Raw genomic sequence first — 20,035 nt, 5'->3', positions numbered from 1 at the left:
CGCTGCCCGGCCTTTGTGCCGGGCAGCGCTGTTTTGTGCGGCTGCTATCGGTCTTGGCAGCAGATTCCGTTACACTATGCCGCTTTTGGCGGCCTCGTTGGTCTGCTCTGGTTGGTTATGGCTTTTATTGATCGCTTTCTGTTTCTTCGAGGTGTCTTTTGTTCGACGCACTAAATGCCTGGTGGGCTCAACAGCTGGTGCTGTGTGATTGGGCTTTTACACCGCACCCACTGGCGGTGGATGCGGTCGCGGCGGAGCAACGCCTGCTAGAACTGGGTATTACAGATCGTGGCGCGTTGGCAGACCAGCTGTTTTTTGCACTCGGCGCACCGTCAGGCAGCGCCGATCAGCTGTTGGGCGCGCTGGAGTGGGCAGCACTCGCCGGGGCGGCGGGTTGGCTAAGCCAGGCTCAGGCGACGAACTGGGCACACCACTTAACACGGCGCATCACTTCTGACTACAGCGATCAGCGAGCGTGGCTGTCGGATCTACGTCGTGCGCTGGGGGGCAAAGGTTGGGAAACTGGCGCAGATGACCGTTTTATCGACGCCTGCCAAGCATTGGCAGATCTAGAGAGTGAAGGTGAAGGTATCACATGGCAAACCCTGGATACTGAGCTAGCGCAACGCCCTGCACCGGCTTCGTTATGGCCGCAAGCCCCAGAAGCTCAGCCTTGGCGGTTGGGCGCGCTGTTTCGCCCAGTGGTGAGCTACCCGGCTAGCGCCGCCGACTGGCCCGATGCCAGCGAGTGGTTAGGGCACATCTGGCAAGTGTATGACCGCGAGCAACTATTAGAAGTGATGCTATGGCTAAGCGCCCAGGGTGAGCGCCAGCGCTGGGATATTGAAGCCCGCGAGCTGCTGACCATGGATCGCGCCCAGCGCCAAGAGTGGCAGCGGGGTGCGGTGAAGGATGCTCCCTACGCGCCCGTGCTCACTGCGTTCGTCAATCAGGGCGAGCCGTTGGAGTGGGCCGCCTGGGATTGGCTGCGGTTAGTAGAGCTCGCCTGGGCTGGTGCTTGCTGCGGCTGGCTAAGCCAGGCGGAAGCGGACGACCTAGCGGCCCATGCGGCTGACCTCGTCGGGCGCCGTTACCACGACTGGCACGCAGTACTGAAAGCCTACATGCGCGGGCAAAGCCTGTTCGAGGGCGTTGATCGCCGGGGGATGACACCCAGCGCCCGCCATAAGCTGTTAATGCACGCTGCCCATAGCCCCTGGAAGCACTCGCTGGGTGCGTTACTGGACGAGCCGACTCGCCAAGCCTCGCGTACGCGTATCAAAGCGTGGCGCAACACGCCGCACCATTGGCTGCTTGCCCTGGCTGGCGTACGCGAGCCGGATGTCATGCTGCGCCAGCTCAATCCCTCGGCCCCGATTGCCGAGCAGCGCCGCGCTGATGCCGCCGTCTACCTACAGGATTCACTTGGCCTGCATGCGGATGAAGGCCATCAAGTGCTGGCGCGCTATTGGCTACCCGCCCAGGCGCACCATCTCAACCAGCTAGCGGCGGATGCCGCCCATGGCGTATTGCCACCGTCGCAGACGCGCTTTGGTCAGCCGACCCCCGATGAGCTCAAACAGCGCAACGCGGTAAAAGGCGTGAGCCGCCACGCCGCGACAATTCACATGGCCGAGAAGTTTGCCTTCTACCTGCACATGGCCCTCGATAGCGGCCTATTCGAGCGTGAACCACTGATGCAGCACGCCAGCGCCCTACGGAGCTGCCTATGCCGTTTTTATGCCACGCCCAAGCGCCTGCTAGAAGCCTGGTTTGCCTGGGAGAGCTGCCTGCCGGAGCCAGAGCACGACTCGCTCATTAATGAAATTGCTTGGCACCTGGAAGACCACGGCAGCCTGTTCCACTGGCTAGATTGGCGGCCAGGTGCGTGGTGCGAGCCTGGTGAGAGACCTACATTGACCCACTTCACGGCGATGTCGCTGGTGGGGCCGCTGAACAGTGCGGTGTGGAGCGAGCCACAGTTGGAAAGTCCTCGTGAGTGCGCCGACATTCGCGAATGGGTAGAGAGCCACTATCACCTCTCTAGCGCCGACGACATGCAGGAGTTTTTGACCTTCATGTTGGAGGCGGGAGATCGGCAGGAGTACCAGATCAACTACGCGCCCTACACGCTGAACCCGGAGCGGTTGGCGGCTGAGATCGCCATATTGGAGTCCGGCGACTGCGGTGAAGAGGAGCGTCACCACTTGTTGCGCCTGCGCCGTGTGAGTACCAATGAAGATGGTTGTAATGACGTGGACATGGCCGCTTGGGACATTGCCCAGCTCGTGGATCTTGCCATTGCGGCACGTCAGCTGGGTTGGCTCGACAAGTCAGCATTCGCGAACGTGCTCGACCGCGCCTATCAGTTGGCGGCGGATCATTACTCGGGTTGGCAGGAGTATGCGGCGGGCATGTACGCAGGGTTTTCGTTTTTCATGGGCGACACCCCGGAACGAGAGAGCTTCTTGGCCGGTTTTCGTCAAGCGCTGGTGGCTTGGTTATGCGGCGCGCCAGTGCTGGCCGGCCCCTGGGCAAGTCTGGATTTTCCGGGTAATAAACCACGTCATTTCGCGCCGCTGCATATCGACACGTTGCCGGGTGATCAACGAATCTTACATTAGACTCGCCAAGCATAGGATAACTAGCTTATAGTCCAGGGGTTGTAAAAAATGAGTTTTCTCATGCTTGGGTTTTTTCAATTTCCATTTTGTTACGAGGTTAATCGCATGGTTGCGTCGCCACACCCCGCTGTGACCGCTGTCCGTGTTGTAAGTGTTTGTGTCGTCGTTGCTTTGTTAGCTGGCTGTGCAGGCTCTGCCTCACGCCAGGACATGGAAGCCCCCGAGGATTATTTCTCGATGTCGCTTCCCGGCATGGAGGGAGTCACTCCCCAAATGTCGCCCGTTGATCCTATCAGTGCTCACCTGCGTAACCTGCAGACGCCCCCGCCAACGGTCGTTCGCCAAGCGCTGTTAGAGCAGCATCAGCGGTGGGCAGGAACGCCTTATCGGATTGGGGGGACGACGGATCGAGGGATCGACTGCTCTGCCTTGGTAAGAAACGTTTTCCGCGATACCTTTGACGTTGAGTTACCCCGTTCTACCCAAGATCAAGTGCATGAGGGACGCCCGATCGACCGCCAAGAGCTGCAGGCGGGCGATCTGGTCTTCTTCCGCCCACCCGGACGCTACAACCACGTGGGCATTTACGTCGGCAATGGCTATTTTCTCCATGCGTCCACGTCGAAAGGCGTGATTATTTCCAGCCTGGATAATAGCTACTGGCAGCGCTACTACTGGCAGTCGCGTCGTGCCCTAGAGCCGACCAATCTGGCCCAGCTCAGCAGTCGTTATACGCCGTAAGTGTCGGCCGTGCGCGTCGGTCAACATTGGAAAGGCCATCAATGATTGAAGCAAAAACGCGCGCCTGGTGGCGCGCGACGGCGGCCCTATGTTTAGGGTCGTTTTTGGTGTTTATTAACCTGTATGTGCCGCAACCGCTGCTGCCGGGCCTGAAAGAGGCTTACGGGGTTTCCACCTTAGGCGTCAGCCTGCTGATGTCGGTATCTACGCTCTCTTTGGCCTTGGCGCTTTTGGTGTTTGGGCCGCTCTCCGATGCCATTGGCCGCGAAGGGATTATGCGTATCACGCTGCTCCTGGCGGGTGGTTTGTCGCTCGCTTTAGCTTTTGCGCCTACCTTCGAGAGTTTATTGTTTCTGCGCTTGCTGCAAGGCTTCGTGCTCGGCGGCTTGCCCGCCGTGGCGATTGCCTGGATGGGCGACGAGTTCGATAAAACCGCCTTGCTGAGTGCCGTGGGGCTTTATATTGGGGCCAATTCGTTAGGCGGTATTAGCGGGCGTATTGTTGGGGGCGGGGCGGCAGCCATCGGTGGGCCTAGCGCTGCGTTTCTCGCGGTGGGTGCCATGACCGTGGTGGGCTGTATCATTTTTTGGCGGCTACTGCCCAATAGCCAAGCCTTTACGCCTCAGCGCTTTCAATTACGCCAAGCGGTGGGGGACCTGCTCGGCCATTTACGCTCGCCGGTGCTGCTCGCTGCCTACTTCCTTGGCGGTATTAACTTTCTGATTTTTATTAATCAGTACAGCTATATTACTTTCCGTTTGGCGGATGCGCCATATCAACTGGCGGCCAGTGGCCTAGGGCTGATCTTTCTCACCTACCTAGGTGGCACCTTTGGCTCGACAGTGTCGGGCAAGTTGGCGGGGCGCTTTTCCCCCGCCCGCTGCATAAGTGCGGGCATTGTGATTCTCATGTTAGGCACCGCCATCACCCTGGCGGACTCGCTGGCGCTCATCATCCTCGGCTTAACCATTAACGCCTTCGGCTTCTTTATGGCGCACTCATTGGCGTCTAGCTGGGTGGGGCGCTACGCCCAAGGGGCACGGGGCAGCGCCTCGGCGCTCTACCTAGTGTTTTACTACCTCGGTGCCAGCATTGGCGGATTTTGGCTAGAGCCTTTTTGGCGCTGGACACAGTGGCAGGGTGTGGCGATAGGCTCGTGGCTGTTGCTGTGCGTGACGTTGGCCATTGGTGTTGGCTTATGGCGCTTTGAGCGCCGTGCTGCTAATACGTAAGCTGCCACCTGCCAGATGCCACTGTTGATGGCACAGCCGGTTGAGTAGTGCTGTGTCGTGACTAATCACGATGACGCCAAGCTGATGGTGTTCAGCGTGCGCTTTAAGCGCCTGCCACAGCGACAGCTGAGTGATGGGGTCCAGCATGGTGGAGATCTCATCGGCCACCACATAGCGGACGCCGGGGGCGAGGGCGCGCAGCACGCACACCCGTTGTAGCTCGCCGCCGGAGAGTGCGCTGGGAAAGCGCTTTAGCCATTCATCTTCAATGCCAAACGCCGCCATCAGCGTATCTGGCGGTGTCCACGCTTCCCTTAATATCTTTCCTACCCGCCAGCGCGGATTCACCGCCAATTCAGGCGACTGGGGCAGCCACTGCACTGGCCGCAGCCCGCGTGTGGGCAGCGGCGAACCATCTACCTGAACACTGCCTTGGGAAGGCGTTAGCTGGCCTGACAATAGCTTGCCAAGCGTTGATTTCCCCGATCCAGAGTCACCGCTGATTCCTAACCACTCACCGGGCGCAAGGCGTAGGGAGATATCCGCCAACAGCGGCGTGCCTGCCGCAAAGTGGAACGATAGCTGGTGGGTTTCAAGCAAGCGCTGGCTCCTGATGCGTCGGATGGAAGGGGTGTGTGCTGAACGCGTTATCCGGTAGCGCCTGCCACAAGTCTCGCGCATAGCAACTCATAAGCTGCTCGCCCTGGCCTTGGAAAGCCTGGGCCGGTGCGGTTTCCAGCGCTTGGCCCTGGCGAATCACGGAAACCCTGTCGGCAATGGTAAGAGCATGGCGCAGATCGTGGGTAATCAGCATCACCGCTTTGCCCTCTAGGGCGATAGCTTTTAGTGCTGCCAGCACACGGTCGCGCTGGTTGGGGTCAAGGCCTACGCTGGGCTCATCGGCAATCACCAGACGTGCGTTGCTCACCTGGGCCATAGCGATGAGCACCCGCCGCGCCATGCCGCCTGACAGCTCGTGAGGGTAGTGGGTAGACGCGTGGCTAAGCTGATAGCGGCTCAATAGCTCATCGGCGCGCTGATGGGCGGCTGAGCGACCAAATCCTGCCCGTTGGGCCGCCCAGCGTACCTGATGCTGGCTGCGGGCGAGCGGGTCAAGAGCATTCAACGATTGAGGAATGAGCGCCAACTGATGCCCCCTCAGCTGCCGCTGGCGCGCTGGTGTTAAGTCCTCCCCCTGGAAGCGCAGCTCTCCTGCGACCCGCGCCGCTTGGGGCAGTAGCCCCATAATGGCGTAGGCCAGCAGGCTTTTACCTGCGCCTGACGCACCCACCACAGCATGCACTTCGCCCGGCGGAAGGTGCAGCGAGAGCGACTCGATACAGGTGGTCCACTCCCGTCGCCACCAGCGGGGGTAGTAGGGGAGTTGCAGGGTTAGCCGGTCAATGGTCAGCATGGCAAGCTCCTTGTTAAACATCGCGATCTTTACAGCGCTTTGCGCAGCATCGAGGCGAAGCGTTCAATCGCCAGTACCATCAGCAGTAAACCCAGCCCAGGAAACACCCCTAGCCACCAGTAGCCGCCGGTAAGGTAGCGCATGGCGTCGGCCAGTAATACGCCGATGGCGGGCTGGGTAGGGTCTAAGCCAACGCCTAAAAAGGTCAGGGCCGCTTCATGCAAAATGGCGTGGGGAAACAGCAGCAGTGCGCCGACCAAGCAGTGAGGCAGCACATGGGGCAGCAAGTGGTACCAAACAATAAATCCTTGGCGTTTGCCAAACCCTTTCGAAATCGCCACATAAGGGGAGTTTCGCAAGCTGAGTAGTTCGGCTCTGAGCAAGCGGGCAAGGCTTGGCCAGTGGGTCAGCGCAACAGCGATAATGACAGCCTGGGTGCCGCCGCCCAGGGCAAAGGCGATCAGCAATAGTAAAATCAGGTGTGGCACGCTCAGCAGCGTATCAATCAGTAAGCTCACCAGCGCATCCAGTATGGGCGAGAGCATGGCGAGACTCGCCAAGCTTAAAGCAATCAGCGTGCCCAACAGTGCCGCGCTCAGCCCTACCCCAAAACTCAAGGCAAGCCCCGCCAGCGTGCGGGCCCAAAGCTCACGCCCTAGGGCATCGGTGCCCAGCCAGTGCTCGGCGCTGGGAGGCATGAGGCGGGCCTCGAACTGCATGTGCAGTGGGCTATCTCCCAGCCATAGAGAACTGCTGAGCAACAGTAATACCAGCAGGCCAAACACACCTGCATAGCCTGCTGCGACCAGGCGCGGCTGGCTATTCATTAGTGCGGTCCCGTGCGATACGTGGGTCGGCCCACTGGTAAAGGCCATCGGCGATGAGGTTGCCAACACTCACAAATAGCGCGGTAAATAGCGCTATGGCGAGCAGTAGCGGCACATCGCTTCGCAAGCCAGCGGCGACGGTCGCCTGCCCAAGTCCTGGGTAAGCAAAGACTTGCTCAACCAGAAGGGAGCCGCCAAATAGCTCGCCGAGAGAGGCAAACGCCAAAGTGACCGCTGGCAGGCTGGCGTGGCGCAGACCGTGGCGCCAGGCGATATCGAAACGGCTGGCGCCTTGGGCAAAGGCGTGCAACGCGGTATCCGAGCGCATAAACGCCGCCATCTTGGCCCGGGTATGTAGCGTGATGGTGGCAACGCCTAACAGGGCGAGGGTGAGAGTAGGTAAAAGAAGATGGTGCAGCTGCGTGAGCAGCGTTACTTCTTGGCTCAGCACGCCCGTGGGCCCTGCGCAGCAGGTGGGGGTCCAGCCCAAGGTGACGGAGAAAAGTAGCAACGCCAGCATGGCGAGCCAAAACGTGGGCGTCGAAGCAGTGATATAAGCATAGCCGCTGATCAAGCGGTCCAGCAGGGAGCCCTCTTTGCTTCCTGCGGCGATGCCGAGTACTACGCCAAGTATCAGCGAGAGCAGCCAAGCGCTCAACAGCAGAAAAAACGAGCGCTGGAAGCGCTGGTTAATGACGTCGCTCACCGGCTGGTTGTAGATATGGCTCCAGCCAAGCTCTCCGCTAAGCAACTGTTGCAGCCAGTGGTGAAACTGCACACTGGCCGGGGCGTTAAACCCCCAGCGTTCGGCAATCAGCGTGCGCTGCTCAGGGCTGACCTGGGCCATTTGCGGGCCAAGGTAGGCATCCACCGGGTCGATGGGAGATAGCATCATTAGCCCAAAAGAGACCGCTGCGACACTTAGCAGTACCAGCAACAGCCGAAGTAGGCGGCTCGCTAGCCAAGCCGTTAATCGCACGTCCAGCGCCACTCAAGCAAGTTGGCGGTGACCGGCCAGCCGTGGCCGTGAGGGGCAACGCCCAGTTCGCCCAGGTCGAGGCAGCGGTTGGTGGCATACACGTGGGCAAGGTTGACCATCCAGGCCCAGCTGGTGTCTCCCTGTACCCCATAGCCGGTATCGCCGTCCCATTGGGCGGCTTGCCAATGCTGATTGGCTTCTTCGGTGTTAGCCGCCGCTTGGGCGGCATCCAGGTGTTGGTCGACCGCCTCGTTGGCGTAGTAACCACTGTTGTAAAAACCGAACCCAGCATGCTCGCTATGAAAGAGGTAGAACACTTCCTGCGGGCTATGGCTACCAAAACCAAACACAATGGCATCTTGATGGAGGGCTTCCCGCTGAATCTCGTCCCAGTGGCGGCCAGTGGGCTGCATCTCAATGCCGAGCGGCCGCACCATCTCGGCACTCACTTGGGCTAGCTGTTGGCGCGTGGCGTCGCTGGAGGGGTACGTGAGACGAAAGCGTGCGGGCTGGTCGCCTTTATAGCGCAGTCCGTCCTCCTCTTGGCGCTCCCAGCCTGCCTCCTTTAGAAGCGTATTCGCACGGGCTAAATTCGGCGCTGCCACTTTCTCGCCTTCTTGGCTCCACGGAAGGCCGTCCGCTGGCCCAAAGGCCGGGCGTCCAAAGCCGTTGAGTGCTACGTCCACCAACGTTTCTCGGTCTAAGGCTAGATTCACCGCTTGGCGAATAGCGAGATCAGCCGTGACGTTATTCCCGATGGGCGCGCCGTTGGCCGCTTGCTCGCCTTCATCAGGCTGCATGGGAAACAGAATGCCGCGGTTGTCCACACTGTTCATAATGACCCGCTGCATCTGCTCAGGGATGTTCTCTGCCAGCGCTGGTGGCACCGCAGCGAGATCCACCTGGCCTGCGTGAGCTGCACTTAGAGTGGCGGCTTCATCGGTAAACAGAAACACCAGACGCTCGAAGACCGGCGCGGGGCCGTAAAAGTAGGGGTTCCGCTCAACAATCAGCTGCTCACCCTCTTGCCACTCCACTAACCGGTAAGGGCCTGACCCCAGCGGCTGCCTGCCATACTCGTCGCCATAGCCGTTTTCTCGCTCGGCGTTGGGCACGATACCCAGTGTCATCAACTGGTCGATAAAAGTGATGCGCGGTGTTTTGAGCGTCAGCTCAACCGTATTACCATCGATAGCACGGGCGCTTTCCAGTGCGCTGAGATCGGCACGGCCACCTGCCTCAGCAGCAGCATTAAAGGTGAAGGCCACATCCTCAGCGGTAAGCGGAGTATTGTCAGAAAAGCGTACGTCCGTACGTAAAGTCAGCGTCCAGGTCAGGCGATCTTCAGAAAGGGACCATTCTGTGGCTAGGCCTGGTTGTGGGGTTAAGTCCTGGCCACGGGTAAGCAGCGTAGACTGAAATAGAGGGCTGCCGTACTGACCCCAGCCCAACAGCGGATCAAACCCTTGCTCCGGCTCACCACCAATGGCAAGCACTAGCTGGTCTTTGGCCAACGCTGGCGCGCTTAGCGCTACGCATGTGGCTGCGAGAGCCAGTATGATAGGGCGACGCATGGGACACCTTTTTCAGGCTATTGGTATGATGTTTTTACAATAACATCATACTAATAGCACTGGAAGTTGCGGCAACGCACAACATCAGACCAGTGAAGGAGAGGGTATGCAGCGGGTAACGGTAACGCTGGATGAGGAGCTGTTAAGCGAGGTCGATGCGCTGATGGCGCTGCGCGGCTATCAAAATCGCTCAGAGGCCATTCGTGACTTGACCCGCAACGGGTTAAAGCAGGTGAAAGAGGAGGTTGCGCCCAATGCGCCGTGTATGGGAGCGCTGGTGTATGTGTATGACCACGCGGCGCGAGATCTCTCTAAGCGCCTGACTCGTCACTCTCATGACCATCACGATTTAACGCTCTCAACGCTGCATGTGCATATCAATCACGATAGCTGCTTGGAAGTCGCACTCTTAAAGGGGCAGGGGAGTGCACTGAAGCAGTTTGCCGATGAGGTAACATCATCGCGTAGCGTGCGTTATGGCCAACTTGTGTTGATTCCAGAAGAGTCAGCATCACATAGCGGCCATTAAAATAAAAAGGGCGGCCCATTGGCCGCCCTTTGTGGCATGCAAGAGCTTAGTGCTCTACGCCGCCTTCGCCGTGCACGTGGCCGTGCTCGGCTTCTTCCTGGCTTGCTTCGCGTACGGTCGCAATTTCAACGTCAAAGTTGAGGTGCTGACCCGCCAGCGGGTGGTTGCCATCAACCACAACGGTGTCGCCTTCAACTTTCTTGACGGTAACCATGAGCGGGCCGCCTTGGGTTTGCGCTTGGAACTGCATACCTGGCTCAATGCTTTCAACACCTTGGAAGGCATCACGCGGTACTTCTTGCAGCAGCTGCTCTTGAACTTCGCCGTAACCCTCTTCAGGGGAAACTTTAACGTTCAGTTTGTCCCCAGCAACACGACCTTCAAGCTCTTTTTCCAGGCCTGGGATGATGTTGCCAGCGCCGTGGAGATACGTCAGCGGCTCGCGGCCTTCAGAACTGTCTAGCACCTCACCTGCATCGTTGGTCAGGGTGTAGTGGAACGCGACAACCGAGTTTTGCGCAATTTGCATTGAATAACCTTTCGGTGAGTGCATGTCCCAACATGGTAACGCGTGTGGGCCAGCTTGTCAGGGGGTAAGCGGGCTTTTTCCACCTCCACGCCTTTAGCGCTATTGCGCCGGGGGGTGTGCAGGGATACCCTACAGCAATTAATTTTTCTCTTGAAATAACACTCACCGGAGCCTGTTATGACTATCTTCTTAATTTGGGTTATCGCCTTTGTACTGATTGCTTATTTTGCTAATAAGCGTTGGGAAAGCGGCGTTAGCCAGGGGCTAGACAAAATGCTGCCCGAGGTATTGAAAAGCCACGGTGATAACCGTTACCTGTGGGTCGCTGCATTGGCCGTGCTGGGTGCGACGACGCTGATTCGCCCGGTGGACGTGCTGCTGGTAGCGATTTTGCTGGCCGTGATTGGCTTTATCATCGTAAAACTCGCCAACTGGGCAAGCAGCATGGCGCACTGATTGGTCATGCCCTAGACGTTCTTTGCTTAGACGTACGTTGGTTGATACCTAACGACAGCAGCCCGGCCAAGTTGGCCGGGCTGCTGTCGTTTGACGAGCCACCGCTTTAAGTGCTTGCGTATGGTATGCCAGGGCACGCTGCTGGGTAGGCGCGCCTGATCCGATTAGTAGGGGGCTACGCTTAGGTTGGCACCGCTGCCAATCAAGCGAACCCGCTGACCTGCCTGGAACTGGCGGTCGGCACTCTGCACGACGACGACATCCGTGCCGTCGTCACGACGGATTTCCATCTCCAGCGCGTTAACGCGGTTAGCGCGGTCTTCTGCAGCAGTACCAGCAACTGCGCCGCCCAGCGCACCCGCCACGGTCGCGAGCTGGCGACCAGAGCCACCGCCGATTTGGCTACCCAGCAAACCGCCGATGACGGCGCCACCGCCACCGCCCAGCAGGTTGCCAGTACGGCTATCGGCTTGAATTTGGACGGGGCGGACGGCCACGATGGTGCCATAGCTGACGCTTTGCCCCGTTTGCGCTTGGTTACCACGGTAGACATCGCCTGAGTAGGGGGCAGTGTTGGCGCAGCCAGCCAGTGTGAGAATGCTTAACGCGGCAACAGGTAGTAAACGTTTCATTAAAACCTCCAGTAAGAATCAGCCCATATGGCTGTGAACGCCCGCAGATCAATGCGTGCGTATCATTATAGAACGGCGTTCGCTAAAAGATAACCAAAGCGTACGCTTTTGACCAGCCATTTGGAAAAAAAAGGTCACAAGGTAGAGTGTAGGCAGGCATTAAGAAAGCAGTGTGCAAAAATTTTGCACGCGTTTGGGTTAATTGCAAAGTATTAAACGGAAGGCAAAAAACAGGAGGCCGAAGCCTCCTGGAGGTATTGCGAGTAAGGTTGATTAACCGAACTGATTCATGGTGTTGTCTTTGCCGCCCGCTTTCAGCGCTGCGTCGCCATGGAAGAACTCTTTATGGTCGTCACCGATGTTAGAACCTGCCATGTCCTGGTGCTTAACAGTGGCGATACCTTGGCGGATCTCTTGACGCTGCACACCTTCCACATAGGCCAGCATACCTTCGTCGCCAAAGTAGCCCTTAGCCAGGTTGTCGGTAGAGAGCGCTGCGGTGTGGTACGTGGGCAGTGTAATCAGGTGGTGGAAGATACCTGCTTCGCGAGAGCTATCGCGCTGGAAGTTACGCGTCCACTCGTCAGCCAATTGACCAAGTTCGGTGTTGTCATACTCCACGCTCATCAGCTTGTCGCGCTGGTAAGCCGACACGTCCTTGCCTTCTTTCTCCCAGGCATCGAAGACCTGCTGGCGGAAGTTCAGCGTCCAGTTGAAGGAAGGCGAGTTGTTGTACACCAGCTTGGCATCCGGCACCACTTCGCGGATACGGTTCACCATGCTAGCAATTTGGCCAACGTGGGGCTTTTCGGTCTCGATCCACAGCAGGTCGGCACCGTTTTGCAGGCTGGTGATGCAGTCCAGCACCACGCGATCTTCCCCCGTGCCCGGCTTGAACTGGTAGAGACCCGAGGCTAAACGCTTGGGCTTGACCAGCTTGCCGTTTTGCTTGATGACGACGTCACCGTTGTTGATGTCTGCCGCGTTCTCGATGACGTCCCCATCCAAGAAGCTGTTGTACTGGTCGCCCAGGTCGCCCGGCTCGTTGGTGACGGCGATCTTCTGGGTCAGGCCAGCGCCCAGAGAGTCGGTGCGGGCTACAATCACGCCATCTTCTACGCCCAGCTCCAAGAAGGCATAGCGCACGGCGTTGATCTTCGCCAGGAAGTCTTCGTGGGGAACGGTGACCTTGCCATCCTGGTGGCCGCACTGCTTCTCGTCGGAGACCTGGTTTTCGAGCTGGATACAGCAAGCGCCCGCTTGAATGAATTTTTTGGCCAGTAGGTAGGTGGCTTCGGCGTTACCGAAACCGGCGTCGATATCGGCAATAATCGGCACGATATGCGTTTCGTAGTTGTCGATCTTGCTGATCAGCTCTTGCTCTTTAGCGCTATCGCCTGCCGCCTTGGCGTCGTCCAGGGCGCGGAACAGGTGGTTGAGTTCCCAGGCATCCGCTTGCTTCAAGAAGGTATAGAGCTCTTCGATCAGGTGCGAGACCGAGGTTTTCTCGTGCATGGATTGGTCGGGAAGCGGGCCGAACTCGGAGCGCAGCGCGGCCACCATCCATCCAGAGAGGTAGAGGTAGCGGCGTTTGGTGGTGCCGAAGTGTTTCTTGATGGAAATCAGCTTCTGCTGGCCGATGAAGCCGTGCCAGCAACCCAGCGATTGGGTGTACTGAGAAGTGTCGGCATCGTAGGCGGCCATGTCGTCGCGCATGATCTTGGCCGTGTAGCGAGCGATGTCCAAACCGGTATGGAAACGGTTTTGAGCGCGCATACGGGCAGCATATTCAGGTTTGATGGCTGACCACTTGCCGCCTTGGGCTTCGCGAAGGTGGGCCATGGCTTTGATATCGTCGAGCAGTCCTGTCATGAGCTGATTCCTCCAGAGTTGTCGTCGTTCGCACGTTAGCTTGTTCTTATGCTGCACCTGCGAGATAGATTCCAGCATTATTCAAATTCGCGGCGCTGTCTCTACACCCATCGTCTCTTAATAAAACGTCGCGGTGTGGCGCTTTGCGTTTCACAGTGTCGGTGTCTCCGAAGAGGAGAGTCCTTAACGCTGCAGTGCAATAACTATCGACTAGGCAAGGAGATCCAACAATTGTCACTTGGGGGCATGCGGCGTTGTAGTCCGACGACAGCGACTACGCCAAACGCCCTGTTTGTGTAGTCGTTTTTCGTCATGGCTTTGACTACGAACACAAAAAAAGCGCCATACGGGGTGGCGCTTGGCGACATTGGCGCTGAATCACTACAAAAACAGCGTCATCTCACGATGGGGAATGCCTGCATCCATAAACACGTCGCCGTGGGCAACAAACCCCAGGCGTTCATAGAAAGCGAGGGCATGTAACTGGGCGCTAAGCGCTGCATGAGGGTGACCGGCCTCGCGGGCGGCTTTAATGGCCGCCTCCATTAGCTGGTAGCCAATGCCCGTGCCTCGGGCGCTGCTAAGTACCGCAACGCGGCCAATGTGGCCATCGGGCAGCAGTCGCGCGGTGCCTACCGGCTCGCCATTGAGAGTGGCTAAAAAGTGCAGGCACTCCGTATCGCGGCCATCCCACTCCTCTTCTTGAGGAACTTGCTGCTCGTCGATAAAGACGATTCGGCGAATCAGCGAGGCTGGCTCACCCAGTAATGCCCAACTACCACTTTTTACCGTTACCGCTTCCACGCCTTACTCCTCGTCGTCTCCTTCGCCCATAAAACCAAGGCTGCCGCTGTTGATGAGCTGTGTAATCAGCGCTTTAGCGCCGTCAATTTCCAGCACCTCTTCGTACATCGGCGTTGGGTCAGCGAGGCGTTTTGCCAGAGTCTCTGAGCAGCTATGCCCGTCGCCATCGACAAATAGAGTGGTGCCTGACGCATCGCTACGCCATGCAAAGCGAGAACCCGGCATATGGAACAGTGGCTCACCGTCTTGTAGTTGAGCAACAAGGTCGGCTTCGCTCATCGGCTCTTCGAGGGGAACGACTTGATCGATATATTTGGGCTGGGTCATCACGCGGCCAAACCACTGAGCAACCTGTTCAGGATTATCCAGGGTGGAGAGAATAAACTGGCGCATGCGTTCGACGGCGGCATCGTCGAGCTCACCTACCTCCTCGGCAGGGGCCATGCCCGCATCGCTATAACGCTGGGAGTCCGACATTTGTTCGCCGACATAATCGGCATACGAGGTGATGGCTTCGTCGGCCGAGGGCGCCCGGAAACCCACCGAAATCGTCATGCAGTCGTCGGTTTGGCTGACGCCGTGGTGTGCCCAGCCGGGGGGCAAATACAACATGTCGCCGGGTGCCAGGGTCCAGTCGGAATCTGCTTCAATCTCGAAAGACTCCAGAATGCGCAAGTCAATGCCCTGAATGATGGGAGCATTATCTGGCTGCTTGCCGCCAAGCTGCCAACGACGGTGGCCGCTGGCCTGCAGTAAAAACACATCATACTGGTCGATATGCGGGCCAACACTGCCGCCGGGCGGTGCATAGCTCACCATGATGTCGTCCAGCCGCCAGCGGGGTAGGAAATCAAACTCATCCATCAGCGCAGCGATAGAGGGCACATAGTGGTCGACCGCTTGTACCAGCAGGCTCCAGTGACCTTCCGACAGCCGCTCGAAAGTGGCGTCGTCGAACGGCCCGTGTGAGACCTGCCAGGGGCCGTCGGGGCCGTTCTCTTCGACCAGCCGCGCTTCGACGCCCGGTTCGCAGGCAAGACCTGCCAGCTCGTCGGGGTCGATGGGGCTGACGAAATCAGGGATAGCGCCACGAATCAGCAGTGGCTTCTGTTGCCAGTAGTTGGCCAAGAAGTCTGCGGGCGTTAAATCGCCCAGCAGGGTGAGTGGCTTATCGTGATGACTCATGGCGTTATCCTAGTTCAAGTGAGCGCTACGTCAGTGTCGTAGAACGTCGTTTAGAGTGCAGCAAGCCGCTGGTTGAGTGCTTCGGCCTGGGCCTTCGCATTACCAATATAGCTGGCAGGCGAGAGCGCCTTCAGCTCATTTTTGACTGTTTCGGGCAGCTCAAGGGTATCAATAAAGGCGGCAAAGCCCGCTTGGTCGATGCGCTTGCCGCGGGTCAGTTCTTTGAGCTTCTCGTAGGGCTTTTCAATGCCGTAGCGACGCATCACGGTTTGGATCGGCTCGGCCAGCACTTCCCAGCTGTTATCCAGGTCTTCTGCCAGGCGCGACGGATTAGCTTCTAATTTGCTGATGCCTTTGAGGCTGGCATGGTAGCCAATCAGACCATAGGCCAAGCCAACGCCTAGATTACGCAGTACGGTGGAGTCGGTCAGGTCGCGCTGCCAGCGGGAAATCGGCAGCTTTTGCGCTAAGTGGCTCATCATCGCGTTGGCGAGGCCCAGGTTGCCTTCTGAGTTTTCAAAGTCAATCGGGTTGACCTTGTGCGGCATGGTGGAAGAGCCAATTTCGCCCTCTACGGTGCGCTGCTTGAAGTAGCCCAGGGAAATATAGCCCCATACGTCGCGGTCAAAGTCGATCAGGATCGTGTTGTAACGGCAGATCGCATCGAACAGCTCGGCAATGTAGTCGTGGGGTTCGATTTGCGTGGTATAGGGGTTAAAGCTTAAGCCCAAGCCTTCAACAAAGGTGCGCGCGTTGGCTTCCCAGTCGATATCTGGGTAGGTGGTTAGGTGGGCGTTGTAGTTGCCGACCGCACCGTTGATTTTGCCCAGAATCTCCACGCTTTCGATCTGCTTGAGCTGGCGCTTGAGGCGATACGCCACGTTAGCCATCTCTTTACCTAGCGTGGTGGGGCTAGCCGTTTGGCCATGGGTGCGTGACAGCATCGGCTGGCCTGCATGGGCAATCGCCAGCTTGGCAATCTCATCGGCGACTTCGTGCATCGTCGGCAGCATGGCTTTCAGGCCGTCTGCCAGCATCACGCCGTAGGAGAGGTTGTTGATGTCTTCACTGGTGCAGGCGAAGTGGATAAATTCGGTAACGGCGTTTAGCTCGGCTTGGCCTGCAATCTTCTCTTTCAAGAAGTACTCCACCGCTTTGACGTCGTGGTTGGTGGTGCGCTCAATCTCTTTGATACGCTCCGCGTCATCGACTGAGAAGTCACGAATAAGCTGCTCTAGAAACGCGGTGGCTTCTGCGGAAAGCGGCGGGACTTCGACAATCTGGCCGTGCTCAGCAAGGCGCTGCAGCCAGCGCACTTCCACAATCACGCGTGCACGGATCAGGCCGAATTCGCTGAAGTGTTCACGTAGCGCGGCGGCTTTGGCGCCGTAGCGGCCGTCAACGGGAGAAAGGGCGGTCAGAGCAGAGAGTTGCATGGCTTGGTTTCCAGAGTGGTCAAAGTCGGAGGTCGAAAGTAAGGTATCTTGGCGGCTAGCTGAAGTTATCCAGCGCTCGGCGTAGCGCCTTGCGTTGAAACACCAGCTTCCAGCGGCGCCCGCCCTGCTGATGCCACAGCAGCGCAAAGCGAATGCCGGCCATTAAGCAGGCGCGTACCCGTTCGGGCATCATGCGGGTTTGCAGTAGCGAGGGGTCGCCCTGCACCACAATGCGCGTTTTAAACGTTGAGATGGTTTCTTGGTAGGTTTCACCGAGGCTGGCAATGACGTTTTCGTGGGTGGTGCCAAAGTGTTCTGCTTGACCTTGTACATGGGTCAGCTTTTGACCTAACACGTCCATCATCTGGCGGTCGGTGCGCAGCTTATTCATTAGCAGCAGCAGCGAAAATCCGTAGCGCAATACCACCGGGTTGGCCTGCTTGCGGCCGACGAGCGCTTCCAGCGTGTCCAGCCCGCGGCGTAGGTTGTTCGGGTGGCCGCCGTAGATGGCTTCAAAACTTTCCGGGTTGGTGTCTACCGTCGCGTTGATCAGCGTTTCCCAGGCACGGGTATCAACTTGTCCCGTACGGGCGAGCTCGTCGACGAGGCTTGCTGCTTGAAAGACCCCCGCCAGGGCGAGGGCTTGGCGGGCGGCGGGGGTGTCGGGCACGCGGTGAATAGGGGTTGCGCTCATGCAGCGGTCTCCGAGGCATTCCAGGTGGCGCGAATAACGCCGCCGCCTAAGCAGATGTCGTTATCGTAAAGCACCAGCGACTGGCCGGGCGTGACCGCCCACTGCGGGTCGTCAAAAATGACCTCAACGCTGCCATCGGCCTGGGCGACAATTTCGCAGGGGCAGTCGCTTTGGCGGTAGCGGGTTTTGGCGGTAAAGCGGCCTTGCTGAACCGGCGGCTTTCCAGCGACCCAGTCCATCGCCTCGGTGGCGAGTGCATTGGTGTAAAGCAGCGGATGATGCTTGCCTTGCACCACGATCAGCACGTTGCGCTCGAGATCTTTTGCCGCCACGTACCAGGGGTCTTCGGAGTAGTTGGCCAAACCGCCAATACCTAACCCTTGACGCTGCCCCAGGGTGTAGTACATCAAGCCCATATGCTGGCCAATTTCATCGCCTTCAGGGGTCTCGATGGTGCCCGGCTGGGCGGGCAGGTACTGCTGCAGGAAGTCGCGGAAACGACGCTCACCGATAAAGCAGATACCAGTGGAGTCCTTTTTCTTCGCGGTGACGAGGTCGTGCTGCTCCGCCAGCGCGCGCACTTCGGGTTTTTCAAGCTCACCGACCGGGAACAGCGTGCGGGCAATCGCCGCTTCTGGCACCGCGTGTAGGAAGTAGCTTTGGTCTTTATTGCCATCCAGGCCTTTCAGCAGGCGCGGGTGACCGTCGCGGATGCCTTGGCGCACGTAGTGACCGGTGGCGATTTTATCGGCACCCAGCATCTCGGCATACTCCAAGAAGACCTTGAACTTGATCTCCCGGTTACAAAGGATGTCAGGATTAGGCGTACGGCCTGCTTTGTACTCTGCCAAGAAGTGCTCGAATACGTTGTCCCAATACTCGGCAGCGAAGTTAGCCGTGTGCAGCTTGATGCCCAGTTTGGCGCACACGGCTTCCGCATCGGCCAGATCCTCCTTCGCCGTGCAGTATTCGGTGCCGTCGTCTTCATCCCAGTTTTTCATAAACAGGCCCTCGACCTCGTACCCCTGTTGGAGCAGAAGGAGAGCAGAAACGGAGGAGTCGACGCCGCCAGACATGCCGACAATCACTTTGCCGGTGGCAGCGGTGTGGGTGTCTGACGCGTCCTGGGTGGCTGTGCCATCGGTGGATGTCATTGGCATCCTCAGTTGAAGTGGTGTGCAATTGGGCGGCGATTATACACGATGGGGGCTCGATGCTTCGAGTGCTTCACTCTTGGATCACCGAAAGCGGGAAGTGACGGTGGTTCAGGGCATCGTCAATGCGTTTCAGCACCAGCGGGCTTCTTAACCGCTGCGCGGCCGCGAGTGCGACGATCTCATCACGTGTTAACCAATGGGTAGCCACAATGGCTGGGTCAATCGCCGTGGTGAGCGGCTGTTCAGGGACGCCGGTAAATCCATGACTATGAAACGTTTCTCCCTCTGGGGTGTGAAAAACGTACAACCCTAAATAGCCGGTGAGCGATACCTGCCACGCCGTTTCCTCTTGCACCTCGCGCTGTATGGCGGCTACCGGCCCTTCGCCAAGTTCCACATGCCCGGCGGGCTGATTAAAGAGCGTGTGGGCACCGCCTTTATCCTCTTCCACCATTAAAAAATGCTCGCCCTGCTGAATCACACAGGCCACCGTGCTGCGAATGGTTGGCCGAACAGTAGGAGAAGACGTCTTCATTTTTTAGGGCCTCTGGATTTGGTGCTTCGTTTGGGGGCTGCTTTTGCGGCACGCGCTTTATTGGTACTTGAGCCTTTTGGTGAGGCGCTTTTCGGCTTGGCGTTTTTTGGCTTAGCCTTTTTTGGCATGGCGCGAGGCTGCTTGGCATTGTCTGGGCGCGGGGCGTGCAGCGTCTCTTTGCGCCATTCGCCGGGGGCTAGTTGGCCAAGCTGCCAGGGGCCAATGGCCGCACGAATCAGGCGTAGCGTGGGAAAGCCTACGTGGGCAGTCATGCGGCGCACCTGGCGGTTGCGGCCTTCGCTAATGGTGAGTTCCAGCCAACTGGTAAGAGGGTGGCGCTTAGGGTCGATCGGCGGGTCACGTTCAGCAATAGCAGGCGGCGCTATACGGCGCGCTTTGGCGGGTAGGGTTGGGCCATCTTTTAACGTAATGCCTACTTTGAGCGCACGGATGGCCTCATCGGTAATGTGGCCTTCAAGCTGCACCCAATAGGTTTTTGGCTGCTTGTGTTTGGGGTGGGCAATGCGGTGAATAAGGCCCCCGTCATCACTCAGTAGCAGCAGGCCTTCAGAATCAAAATCAAGGCGGCCAGCGGCGTACACCTCTGGGGCGCGAATCACTTCTGCCAAGGTGGCTCTGCCCTGGCTATCGGTAAACTGGGAGAGCATACGGTAGGGTTTGTGCAGTAAATATAAGGTGCTCATCGTCTCACAAGCTGTCTCAAGAACTAGAGGTGGAGGATTTGTCGACAATCGCTCATGCGGTTAAAGTGCAGCGCTGGTATAATCTGGCGCAGCTGTTTGAGATGAACCCGT

General features: G+C 58.2%; 20 protein-coding genes. 5 read left to right on the top strand and 15 right to left on the bottom strand.

Annotated features, from left to right (window positions below):
• Positions 1-158: 158 nt before the first annotated feature.
• The 3 genes from AC13CN_RS13260 (at position 159) to AC13CN_RS13250 (ending at position 4,597) form a co-directional block, all read left to right on the top strand.
• Positions 159-2,624: a DUF1266 domain-containing protein gene (locus AC13CN_RS13260; RefSeq protein ID WP_253561289.1), complete on the top strand. Its 2,466-nt coding sequence runs from the start codon at positions 159-161 to the stop codon at positions 2,622-2,624.
• A 210-nt stretch (positions 2,625-2,834) separates the two neighbouring features.
• Positions 2,835-3,365, top strand: a complete 531-nt coding sequence (locus AC13CN_RS13255; protein WP_058576953.1) for a C40 family peptidase — start codon at positions 2,835-2,837, stop codon at positions 3,363-3,365.
• Between the two features lie 41 nt (positions 3,366-3,406).
• Positions 3,407-4,597: an MFS transporter gene (locus AC13CN_RS13250; RefSeq protein ID WP_074210887.1), complete on the top strand. Its 1,191-nt coding sequence runs from the start codon at positions 3,407-3,409 to the stop codon at positions 4,595-4,597.
• Here AC13CN_RS13250 and AC13CN_RS13245 read toward each other — a convergent pair.
• The 5 genes from AC13CN_RS13245 to AC13CN_RS13225 are packed head-to-tail and all read right to left on the bottom strand — an operon-like array spanning position 4,562 to position 9,391.
• Positions 4,562-5,197, bottom strand: a complete 636-nt coding sequence (locus AC13CN_RS13245) for an ABC transporter ATP-binding protein (RefSeq protein ID WP_044627816.1) — start codon at positions 5,195-5,197, stop codon at positions 4,562-4,564. The two genes, AC13CN_RS13250 and AC13CN_RS13245, sit on opposite strands and share 36 nt — an antisense overlap.
• Positions 5,190-6,011, bottom strand: a complete 822-nt coding sequence (locus AC13CN_RS13240; protein ID WP_089675192.1) for an ATP-binding cassette domain-containing protein — start codon at positions 6,009-6,011, stop codon at positions 5,190-5,192. Before AC13CN_RS13240 ends, AC13CN_RS13245 begins: the two co-directional genes overlap by 8 nt.
• Before the next feature lie 29 nt (positions 6,012-6,040).
• Positions 6,041-6,838, bottom strand: coding sequence for an ABC transporter permease (locus tag AC13CN_RS13235; protein WP_058576920.1), 798 nt, complete (start codon positions 6,836-6,838; stop codon positions 6,041-6,043).
• A complete protein-coding gene (locus AC13CN_RS13230; RefSeq protein WP_058576919.1) occupies positions 6,831-7,817 on the bottom strand; it encodes an ABC transporter permease in 987 nt (328 codons plus the stop codon). Before AC13CN_RS13230 ends, AC13CN_RS13235 begins: the two co-directional genes overlap by 8 nt.
• Positions 7,808-9,391 (bottom strand): ABC transporter substrate-binding protein, encoded by a 1,584-nt coding sequence (locus AC13CN_RS13225; RefSeq protein WP_058576918.1) that lies wholly within the window; start codon positions 9,389-9,391, stop codon positions 7,808-7,810. The genes AC13CN_RS13230 and AC13CN_RS13225 overlap by 10 nt, the downstream gene beginning before the upstream one ends.
• Before the next feature lie 106 nt (positions 9,392-9,497).
• Here AC13CN_RS13225 and nikR point away from each other — a divergent pair, with 106 nt between their 5' ends.
• Positions 9,498-9,920 (top strand): nickel-responsive transcriptional regulator NikR, encoded by a 423-nt coding sequence (gene nikR / locus AC13CN_RS13220; RefSeq protein WP_044627811.1) that lies wholly within the window; start codon positions 9,498-9,500, stop codon positions 9,918-9,920.
• Positions 9,921-9,966: 46 nt separating this feature from the next.
• Here nikR and AC13CN_RS13215 read toward each other — a convergent pair whose 3' ends face one another.
• The gene (locus AC13CN_RS13215) at positions 9,967-10,449 is read right to left on the bottom strand and encodes an FKBP-type peptidyl-prolyl cis-trans isomerase (protein WP_044627810.1); all 483 of its coding nucleotides are present in this window, start codon (positions 10,447-10,449) and stop codon (positions 9,967-9,969) included.
• A gap of 177 nt (positions 10,450-10,626) precedes the next feature.
• Between AC13CN_RS13215 and AC13CN_RS13210 the strand changes: the two genes are divergently transcribed.
• Positions 10,627-10,905, top strand: a complete 279-nt coding sequence (locus AC13CN_RS13210; protein WP_172515599.1) for a hypothetical protein — start codon at positions 10,627-10,629, stop codon at positions 10,903-10,905.
• A 164-nt stretch (positions 10,906-11,069) separates the two neighbouring features.
• Here the strand turns inward: AC13CN_RS13210 and AC13CN_RS13205 are convergent, their stop codons facing one another.
• The 9 genes from AC13CN_RS13205 to AC13CN_RS13165 all read right to left on the bottom strand — a co-directional run bounded on the left by AC13CN_RS13205 (position 11,070) and on the right by AC13CN_RS13165 (position 19,924).
• Positions 11,070-11,537: an outer membrane lipoprotein gene (locus AC13CN_RS13205; RefSeq protein ID WP_062373622.1), complete on the bottom strand. Its 468-nt coding sequence runs from the start codon at positions 11,535-11,537 to the stop codon at positions 11,070-11,072.
• 273 nt (positions 11,538-11,810) lie between these two features.
• On the bottom strand, positions 11,811-13,409 hold the full coding sequence (locus AC13CN_RS13200; RefSeq protein WP_044627807.1) for an isocitrate lyase: 1,599 nt from the start codon (positions 13,407-13,409) through the stop codon (positions 11,811-11,813).
• Positions 13,410-13,790: 381 nt separating this feature from the next.
• Positions 13,791-14,213, bottom strand: coding sequence for a GNAT family N-acetyltransferase (locus AC13CN_RS13195; protein WP_172515600.1), 423 nt, complete (start codon positions 14,211-14,213; stop codon positions 13,791-13,793).
• A 3-nt stretch (positions 14,214-14,216) separates the two neighbouring features.
• Positions 14,217-15,398 carry a cupin domain-containing protein gene (locus AC13CN_RS13190; protein ID WP_172515601.1) on the bottom strand — a complete coding sequence of 394 codons (1,182 nt, stop codon included), beginning with the start codon at positions 15,396-15,398 and terminating at the stop codon, positions 14,217-14,219.
• Between the two features lie 50 nt (positions 15,399-15,448).
• Positions 15,449-16,834 carry an adenylosuccinate lyase gene (purB, locus tag AC13CN_RS13185; RefSeq protein ID WP_172515602.1) on the bottom strand — a complete coding sequence of 462 codons (1,386 nt, stop codon included), beginning with the start codon at positions 16,832-16,834 and terminating at the stop codon, positions 15,449-15,451.
• 55 nt (positions 16,835-16,889) lie between these two features.
• Entirely contained in the window at positions 16,890-17,528 is a 639-nt protein-coding gene (gene hflD / locus AC13CN_RS13180) for a high frequency lysogenization protein HflD (protein WP_074210880.1), read from the bottom strand.
• Entirely contained in the window at positions 17,525-18,682 is a 1,158-nt protein-coding gene (mnmA, locus tag AC13CN_RS13175) for a tRNA 2-thiouridine(34) synthase MnmA (RefSeq protein WP_074210879.1), read from the bottom strand. The genes hflD and mnmA overlap by 4 nt, the downstream gene beginning before the upstream one ends.
• Before the next feature lie 73 nt (positions 18,683-18,755).
• Entirely contained in the window at positions 18,756-19,220 is a 465-nt protein-coding gene (locus AC13CN_RS13170) for an NUDIX hydrolase (RefSeq protein ID WP_062373636.1), read from the bottom strand.
• Positions 19,217-19,924 (bottom strand): pseudouridine synthase, encoded by a 708-nt coding sequence (locus tag AC13CN_RS13165; protein ID WP_253556975.1) that lies wholly within the window; start codon positions 19,922-19,924, stop codon positions 19,217-19,219. Before AC13CN_RS13165 ends, AC13CN_RS13170 begins: the two co-directional genes overlap by 4 nt.
• Between the last annotated feature and the right edge of the window lie 111 nt (positions 19,925-20,035).

The sequence above is a fragment of the Vreelandella sp. L-25 genome (genome assembly GCF_056857535.1).
This window is presented reverse-complemented; position numbering and strand designations above follow the sequence as displayed.